Origin of the sequence: Streptomyces pimonensis, assembly GCF_041380215.1 — a bacterium.
Taxonomy (GTDB): Bacteria; Actinomycetota; Actinomycetes; order Streptomycetales; family Streptomycetaceae; genus Streptomyces; species Streptomyces pimonensis.
Genome location: NZ_JAHWZY010000074.1, coordinates 1 through 8,492, shown reverse-complemented (window position 1 = coordinate 8,492; position 8,492 = coordinate 1). Strand labels below are relative to the sequence as shown.

At 69.8% G+C, this 8,492-nt stretch carries 5 protein-coding genes; 2 read left to right on the top strand and 3 right to left on the bottom strand.

The annotated features are described in order from the left end of the window. Positions 1-189: 189 nt before the first annotated feature. Entirely contained in the window at positions 190-981 is a 792-nt protein-coding gene (locus KYY02_RS33010) for an ABC transporter permease (RefSeq protein WP_371244615.1), read from the bottom strand. Between the two features lie 264 nt (positions 982-1,245). On the opposite strand from KYY02_RS33010, the gene KYY02_RS33005 reads away from it, so the two are divergent. Then, on the top strand, positions 1,246-2,346 hold the full coding sequence (locus KYY02_RS33005; protein ID WP_371244613.1) for an ISAs1 family transposase: 1,101 nt from the start codon (positions 1,246-1,248) through the stop codon (positions 2,344-2,346). On the opposite strand, the gene KYY02_RS33000 is transcribed toward KYY02_RS33005, so the two are convergent. Together KYY02_RS33000 and KYY02_RS32995 are read right to left on the bottom strand one after the other, a co-directional pair. Beyond that, the gene (locus KYY02_RS33000) at positions 2,339-3,457 is read right to left on the bottom strand and encodes an ATP-binding cassette domain-containing protein (protein ID WP_371244611.1); all 1,119 of its coding nucleotides are present in this window, start codon (positions 3,455-3,457) and stop codon (positions 2,339-2,341) included. The genes KYY02_RS33005 and KYY02_RS33000 overlap by 8 nt on opposite strands. A gap of 94 nt (positions 3,458-3,551) precedes the next feature. Beyond that, positions 3,552-6,674: an ATP-binding protein gene (locus KYY02_RS32995; protein WP_371244609.1), complete on the bottom strand. Its 3,123-nt coding sequence runs from the start codon at positions 6,672-6,674 to the stop codon at positions 3,552-3,554. 401 nt (positions 6,675-7,075) lie between these two features. On the opposite strand from KYY02_RS32995, the gene KYY02_RS32990 reads away from it, so the two are divergent. Next, complete coding sequence (locus KYY02_RS32990; protein WP_371244607.1) at positions 7,076-8,365, top strand: MFS transporter; 1,290 nt, start codon at positions 7,076-7,078, stop codon at positions 8,363-8,365. Positions 8,366-8,492: the final 127 nt, after the last annotated feature.

Genomic DNA, 8,492 nt, shown 5'->3' with positions numbered 1-8,492 from the left:
CCCTTTCCCCTTGTCGTCGATCGTCGCGGTGGTCACGGCGTCGGTCTCCCTTCGTGGGCGGAGGTTGCTGAAACAGGCCTGCGGCCACAGGGCAGGCGAGGCGGAGGGTGGCGAGCGATCGCGGATCGCCCCGGGGCGGAGTGCTCCGCCCCGGGGCGGGACGGGCTGCGGGGGATTCAGCCCGTGCTCTTACCGCGATTGGCGGTTGAACAGTGATTTCGACCAGAAGTAGCCGAGTACGGCCAGGCCCAGGCACCAGGCCAGGGTGAGCCACCCGTTGTGCCCGATCCCGCTGCCGAGCAGCAGGCCGCGCAGCGTTTCGATGGCCGGCGTGAACGGCTGGTACTCGGCGACCGGCTGGAACCAGCCCGGCATCGCGTCGACCGGGACGAAGGCACTGGAGATGAAGGGCAGGATGACCAGCGGCACCGCGTTGTTGCCCGCAGCCTCGCCGTTCGTGCTGGCCATCCCCACCGCGATCGCCATCCAGGTGAACGCCAGGGCGACCAGCGCGAGCAGCACGAACGCCGCCAGCCACTCCACAACCGTGGCGTCCACGGACCGGAACCCGATGGCCACGGCGACGGCACCGACGAGGGTCACGCTGATCATCGACCGCAGCACGCTGCCCGCCACATGCCCGATGACCACCGAACCACGGTGGATCGCCATGGTGCGGAAGCGGGCCATGATGCCCTCGGTCATGTCGTCGGCGACGGACACCGAAGTGCCCACCAGCGTGGTGCCGATGGTCATCATCAGGATGCCCGGAGCGATGTAGGCGATGTACTCGGAACGGTCGGCACCGCCACCGCCGATGCCCGCGCTCATCACGTCGCCGAAGACGTACACGAAGAGCAGCAGCATGATCAGCGGCGTCAGTACGACGTTCAAGGTGAGCGCCGGGTAGCGCCGCGCGTGCAGAAGATTGCGGCGCACCATCGTCGTCGAGTCGCGTACGGCCAGGGACAGGGAGCTCATCGCACCAGGGGCATTGCGTGAAGCGGCTTCGCGGCAGATGTCTGTGACGTTGCGTCATGTCGCGGTTGGTGCGGTTCCGGGGGCGGAAAGCAGTGCAGGCACGGTGCCGGTGATCATGTGAGTGTCTACGTCCCATGAACACCGAGCGAGCCCGTGCCTGCCTCTGCATCATCGCCCATTGCCTCCCCGTTGCGCCAACTGGCCTCGATAACCGAACCAGCACCCCTTCTCGACGCCGTTGACCTGCGAAGTTTCCTGGACCGCGTGCCCGATCCCCGAGGTCGCAAGGGCCGGGTCTACCCCTTCGGCGCGTTGTTGAGCGCGGTGGCCGCCGGGGTCCTGGCCGGCGCGAAGTCGCTGACCGCCATCGGCGAATGGATCGCCGACGCGCCAGCCTGGGCCTTGAAGTCGCTTGGCTTCACCCCCGACCCACTCACCGGGCAGATCCCCGTCCCGCACCCGGCGACCGTCCGTCGCCTGCTGAAACGCCTGGACGGCGACGCCCTGGACCGGGCCATCGGCGCCTTCCTCAACACTCGCCTCACCCAGACCGCCCCGGACGGCGAGCCGGCCACGCGGGCAGGCCGTCGGGCCGTCGCGGTGGACGGCAAGACGGTCCGCGGATCACGCACCACCGGGAAGACGGCGGTGGTCCTGCTCGCCGCGATGGACCACACAGGCACCGTCCTGGCCCAGCGCCAGATCGCCGACAAGAGCAACGAGATACCTGCCTTCGCACCCCTGCTGGAGACCATCGAGGACCTGGACGGCGTCGTGATCACCGCCGATGCGCTGCACACCCAGCACGCTCACGGCACCTACCTGCGGTCCCGTGGCGCCCACTACCTGGCGATCGTGAAGAAGAACCACGCCAAGCTTCACGACCGGGTGCGCCATCTCCCCTGGCGGGACATGCCGTTGGAGCACTACGACCGAACCCGCGCCCACCACCGCGTCGAGATCCGCAGACTGAAGGCCGCCGCCTTCGACCACCTCGACTACCCCGACGCGAAGCAGGCCCTCCAAATCGTCCGATGGCGCCTGGACCGGACCACCGGTGAGCTCACAATCGAGCGGATCTACCTGATCACCAGCCTCGCCCCCGGCGCCGCGACCGGCCCCGAACTCGCCTCCTGGACCAGAGGCCACTGGGGTATCGAGAACCTCCTGCATCACGTCCGCGACCGGACCTTCCGCGAGGACGACTCCAAGGTCCGCACCGGACACCTGCCCCGCACCATGGCATCCCTGCGCAACCTCGCCATCAGCGTCCACCGCCAGGACGGCGCCACCAACATGGCCGCCGCCCTCCGACGAGCCGCCCGCGACTACCGCCGCCCACTGGCCGCCCTCGGACTCACCTGACGAACCCGGACAAGATCACTTCACGCAATGACCCTGATCGCACGGCCTCCTTTCGGGGCTGGGCCAGACCGCCGGTCAGGGCGAAGAACACATCGTCGAGATCGGGGGTGTGCACGGTCAGCTCGTCCGCCTCGATCCCGGCCGCGTCCAGCCAGTCGAGGATGGAGCGCAACTCGCGCTGACTGCCGTCGCTGGGGATCTTGAGCGCCAGCGCCTCGTCGTCCCTGGTCACCTCCCGCAAGGCGAAGCCGGACGCGTTCAGCCAGTCGAGGATGGAGCGCAACTGACGCTGGCTGCCGTCGCTGCGCCCCTGCATCTCCAGCGCCTCGTCATCGGCGGTGGCCTCGCTCAGCGCCACGAGCGCCGACCGGTACGCGGCCGGGTCGGCGAACCGCAGCCGCACATGCCCGCCCGGGATGAGCCGCTTCAGCTCGTCGGCGGTTCCCTCAGCGGCGATCTTGCCGTCGCTCAGAACCGCGATGCGGTCGGCGAGCTCGTCGGCCTCCTCCAGGTACTGGGTGGTGAGGAAGACGGTGACGCCACCGGAGACCAGCTCGCGGATGATCTGCCACGTGTTGTGGCGGCTGCGCGGATCGAGCCCTGTGGTCGGCTCGTCGAGGAAGATGATCCGCGGATTGCCGACGAGCGTCATCGCGATGTCGAGACGGCGCTTCATACCGCCGGAGTAGGTGGACGCGGGCTTCTTCGCCGCCTCCGTCAAGTGGAAACGCTCCAGCAGCTCCGCGACGGTGCGCCGGCCCTCACTGCGGGGCAGATGATGCAGGTTCGCCATGAGGAGCATGTTCTCCTCGCCGGTGATCAAACCGTCGACGGCGGAGAACTGCCCGGTGACGCCGATCGAGGCCCGCACCGCCTGCGGATCGGCGGCCAGGTCATGACCGCCGACGTACAGCTCGTGGGCCTCGCCGCTGATGAGAGTGGACAGGATCTTGACAGTGGTCGTCTTCCCGGCGCCGTTCGGGCCGAGCAGCGAGAAGATGGTCCCGGCCGGCACCGTCAGGTCGATGCCGTCGAGGATCGTCTTGCCCCCGTAGGACTTGCGGAGCCCTTTGGCTGCGACAGCGAGTGGTTGCGATGCCGTTGTCGTCATGCCGCAGACGGTGCGGCACAGCACATTCAGCGTGGTTTCACACCGGTTTCAGGGCCCTGAAACCGGTCCTCGGCCGGCGTCCCGTGCCGGCGACTCATCCCGAGACGAGCGCGCGGGCCGCATCCCGCAACTCGTCCCGTCCCAGGGCGGCGTACCGCGACACCGCATCGGCGTACGCCGGCGCGTCGGCTTCCTCGGCCGCCCGCCGGGCGCGGGCCGCCGACATCGTGGGCTGGAACTCGCGCAGGACCCGCAGCCGTTCGGCCAGCGCGATCAACCGTACGGCGGAGGCGTCGCAGGACGCGAGCCCCGCCATGCCGAGCGCGTGCAGTACCGTCCCGAACACGGGGAGCTCCCTGGGCATGTGCGACGGGCCGGAGAGCAGCGCGTGCAGCCGCTGCCGGAGCCGATCGACCGGCTCCACGAGGAGTTCGAGACGGCCGGCGTGCGCGTGCGCCGTCACCGCGGCCGACTGAATCTCCAGCGCCCACGGGTCGAACCAGGGGGCGTTGTCGAGCACCGAGCCGGCCTCGGGCATCTGCGCCACGGCGCTGCGCCACAAGCCGAGGCCGACCTCCGTCTGTCCGCGGGCCAGAGCGATCTCGGCGCGTGCGGCGAGGTCGGGGACGGCGTCGTTGCGCGGGGTGCTGTCCCCCTCCGCCTGCCGGAGCCAGTACTCGGCCTCGTCGGGGTCGTCGCGCTGTAGACAGGCCAGCACCAGTCCCCGGCGGATGCCGATGGCGTCGTGCTCGTCGTCGAGTCGCGGCAGCGCCTCGAGCGCCGCCTTGAGATGCCGGTACGCGGCCTCGCCCTGCTCCGTCTGCAAACACATGTCGCTCAGCCGCGCATGGCACATAACCTGCATGGACGGGTTAGCGACCGACGCCAGTGCGGTGATCATGCGGCTGGCTGAGGCGAGCGCGCGGTCGATGTCCTGCTCGTACTCCCAGACATGGCTGGCCACGCACTCCGCGATGCCGACGACCAGCGGCTGCTCGCTGCGGCACAGCCTCTGAAGCACCTCGTAACCGGGAGGCAGCATCTCCGGGATTGCGCTCAGTACGACCGCGGTGGCGCGCAGCAGCGTGTCCGGCGGAGCCGGAGGAAGCCGCCGCAGCGTGACGAGCTGACGTCCCACGGTCACGTGCGGGCGATAGCCCATGAAAAGGCTCGCTGTGCACAACACCGTGGCGATGCGGACGACTTCGACGTACTCGGGCGCGGGGTGGTAGTGCGACAGCGGCGGACCGGTGTCGGCGGCCAGTGCGGCCAGACGCGGATAGTTGGAATCGGTGAACCACAAGGCGGCGAGGACGGCGGTGAGAGCCGCGGTGGTGGGACCGTCCCCCCGGGCCAGCGCGTGCCGTAACGCCAGCACCAGGTTGTCCTGCTCCGCCCTGATCTCCTCCCAGGCCGCCAGCGGCTCCGGCCCGAACAGCACGTCGTGATACGCGACCCCGAAGTCCCGCGCCCAGACCAGAAACCGGCCGACGGCCTCCTCCTCCTCGCCCGCCTCCGCACGGCGCGCCGCGCTGAACTCCCGTACTGTCTCCAGCATCCGGCACCGCACCCCCACCGGGGTGTCGACGACGGTCAGCAGTGACTGACCGGCCAACTGCTCCAGCAGAAACAGCGCGTCCTGGCCCAGCACCTGCTCCGCCGCCCCGCCGGTGAACCCGCCCGGGAAGACGGACAGGGTGCGCAGCGCCGCCCTGGCGTCCTCCGACAGCAGGTTCCAACTCCACTCCACGACCGCGTGCAGCGTGCGGTGGCGCTCCGGTACGTCCCGCGCCCCACCGCGCAGCAGCGCGAACCGGTCGCCGAGGCGGCGGGCGATCTCCGGCACCGACATCACCCGCACCCGTGCCGCGGCCAGCTCCACGGCGAGTGGCAGCCCGTCGAGGTGGCGACACAGCTCGGCCACCGCGTCCGGCGGCAGCTTCACGCTGGGCCGGGCGGCCCGGGCCCGCTGGGTGAACAGCTCGACCGACGTGTCGAGACCGAGTTCCGGCAGCGCGTACACCGCCTCCGACGTCAGCCCCAGGGGGGCCCGGCTGGTGGCGAGCACCCGCAGGTCCTTCGAGGCCGATACCAGGGCCTGTACGAGGTCGGCGACGCCCCGGATGACGTGCTCGCAGTTGTCCAGGGCGAGCAGAGTGGGCCCGGAGCCGAGCACGCCGAGGATGCCGGACACCGGGTCGGCCGGACCATGGCCGCTCACGGCGCCGTGCCGCCCCTCGCCGGCCCCGAGTGCTGAGGCGACCTCCCCCGCCACGTCCTCGTCCGCGGTGACGCCGACGAGCGGCACGAAATGCACCACGCGCTGTTCGGCCCGGCGGCTGACGGCGTACGCGAGCCGGGTCTTGCCGAGGCCGCCGGGGCCGACGACGGTGACGGCGCGAGAGGCACGCAGCAGCCGCTCCACCGCCGCGATGTCCTCGTCGCGGCCGAGGAGCGGGTTCGGCTCGTGGGGTACGCCGTGTCTGACCACAAGCGTCTCGCCGCGCAGCAGCTCCTGTTGCACGGCCTTCAGTCCGGCGCCCGGGTCCGTGCCGAGTTCGTCGCGCAGCTCACGGCGGTAGGCCTCGTACCGGGTCAGCGCGGCGGATGGGCCCGCCGTCGCCGCTTCGCCGCGCAGCAGCTCGGCGAGCACTTCCTCGTCGCGTGGATGCTCCGAGGCGGCCACGGCCAGCGGCCCGGCCGCCTCCGCGTGCCGGCCCAGCCGGGCGAGCGCGAGCGCCTGCGCGCGTACGAGCGCGCTGCGGACAGGGGCGCGCGCGCTGCGCAGAGCGGCTACGGCGTCGTAGGTGTCGCCGGCACCGTCAGGGGTGCCGTCCCACAGCGCGAGCCCGGCCTCAGCCGCAGCGAGCGATCCGGCGTGGTCGCCGGCCCTGGCCCGGTCCGCGCTCGCGGCGGCACGCAGCAGCAGGGCGGAGCTGTCGACCTGATGCTCGGCAAGGGTGAGCCGGTATCCGGTCGGCGTGCTCGCAACGACGTCTGCGCCCAGCAGCGCCCGCGCCCTGGACACGAGGACTTGGACAGCCTTTCCCGGCCGGTCCGGCAACTCGTCCGGCCACAGGCCCTCCACGAGCCGCTCGATGCTGCAACCGGTGCGCAAGTCGCCCGCGAGCAGCGCCAGCAAGCTGCGCAGCCGACGGGAGGTGACCTCCTGGCCGCGATAGGCGACACGCGGCAGCAGAGTCAGGTCGGTGCTCATCCTCGCAGATTAGCCAAGTCGTCAGCCGCACGTACCGTCACCGTCGGCCGAACTCCCGGCGCACGGGCTCCCTTTGCCGGCCGCGTCGGCTGTCAGCCCGGACACGGACGAACAGCCTGACCGCGGGGGACTTGTCAACACAGCGGGTTTGGGCCAAGACGTCAGTACGGTCTGGACCAGCGATTCAGATGGCACGTAGCGTCACAGAGGTTCTCAGCCGTCACACCTGTGTGGGACGTCAGCAGTGGAGACAGCCACGCGACCGTCGAGCCGTTCCCCCGGGCTTCGGACCGGCGACGGGCAGAAGCCTCCCCGCGAGGCGGCAGCAGGCCGGAGTTCCATCAACGCCTGACCTATCGACTCGAGCGGGACGGACGTTCCGCGAAAGGTGACCCGGTTCCGTGAAACCTTCTGGACGTTCCCGTTGGGCGATCGGAGGACTGATCGCCGGCGGCATATTCGTCAACTTTGTTGACCGTATTGCCTTATCGGTGGCGAGTTCACCGATTGCCGCCGAATTCGATCTCGATCTACAGCAGCTCGGCATTGTCCTTGCGGCTTTCACCTGGCCATATTGTCTGGCGCAGTTACCGGCGGGTGCGCTGGTGGACATCTTCGGCGTCTCCTGGCTCACCCGTATCGCCACCGCTCTGTGGACCGTCGCCAGTCTGCTGACCGCGCTGGCCGGTGGGCTCGGCTCGGTCATAGCGGCACGTCTGCTGCTCGGTGTGGCAGAAGGGCCATCCATGGTGGGGGCTTCCAAGGCGACTGCGGCCTGGTTCCCGCTCGGTGAGCGAGGGATGGCGACGGCGCTGTTCGACGGAGCCACGAAACTCGCCCACATGGTGGCGTTCCCGGTTCTGGCCTTTGTGATGAGCGAGTGGGGCTGGAGAGCGGGGTTCCTGTTCTGTGCCACGCTGAGCCTGCTGTTCTCGGTGCTGTGGTGGTGCGGCTACCGCGACCCCTCCACACATCCCCTGCTGGCCGACGCCGAGCGGGAGTTCATTCTCGACGGCGGGGCACGCGACACCGACCGTGCACGGATGAGGGACATTCGCTCCGTGCTCTGTGTCAGCAGGAACTGGACCATGGCGCTTGCCTTTGCCTGCTACGGTTACACGATCAATGTGGTGGTCACGTGGATGCCCGAGTTCTTTCAGCGGGAGTACGGCCTTCGACTCCTGAATTCCGGCCTTCATTCGATGATCCCGTGGGGTGTGGCGACAGTGGCCGAACTCGTCGTCGGAGGCTGGCTGGTGGACAGGCTGGTATCCCGAGGCCGTGATCCGATACTGGTCCGCAGAGCCGTGCTGACCGTAGGGCTGGTGTGCGGCGCCACCATCGGCGCTGCGGGGACCGCCGAATCCGCTGCCGCCGCGGTGGCCTGGATGTCGCTCTCCCTGTCCGGCCTGGCAATCGCCGCGCCCGTCGCCTGGAGCCTCCCCGGCCTGCTGGCTGCGCCCGGAACGGTCGGTGCCGTCAGCGGGCTGATGAACTTCGCCAATACGGCGGCCACCGGATGCGGCGTGGTGTTCACCGGATGGCTGGCCCAGGCCACCGGATCGTTTCATGCGCCCTTCCTCTTCGCGGTGGTCGTCCTAGCGGCCGGGGTGTTGCTCTACCGGTTCCTCCTACGCCCCACGCCGTCACCGCAGTCTCCCTCCCTGACCGCACCCGTCCACCGCGTGTGACCCGAAAGGCGCCGACGAGGCATCCCGCTGGACAAGGGAGGACCTGCGCCGCCAGGATGTGGACTACGCAGAGTGACGGTCGGATTTTCCGCGAGGCTGCCGCGCTTCGTCGCAATCTCTGGACATC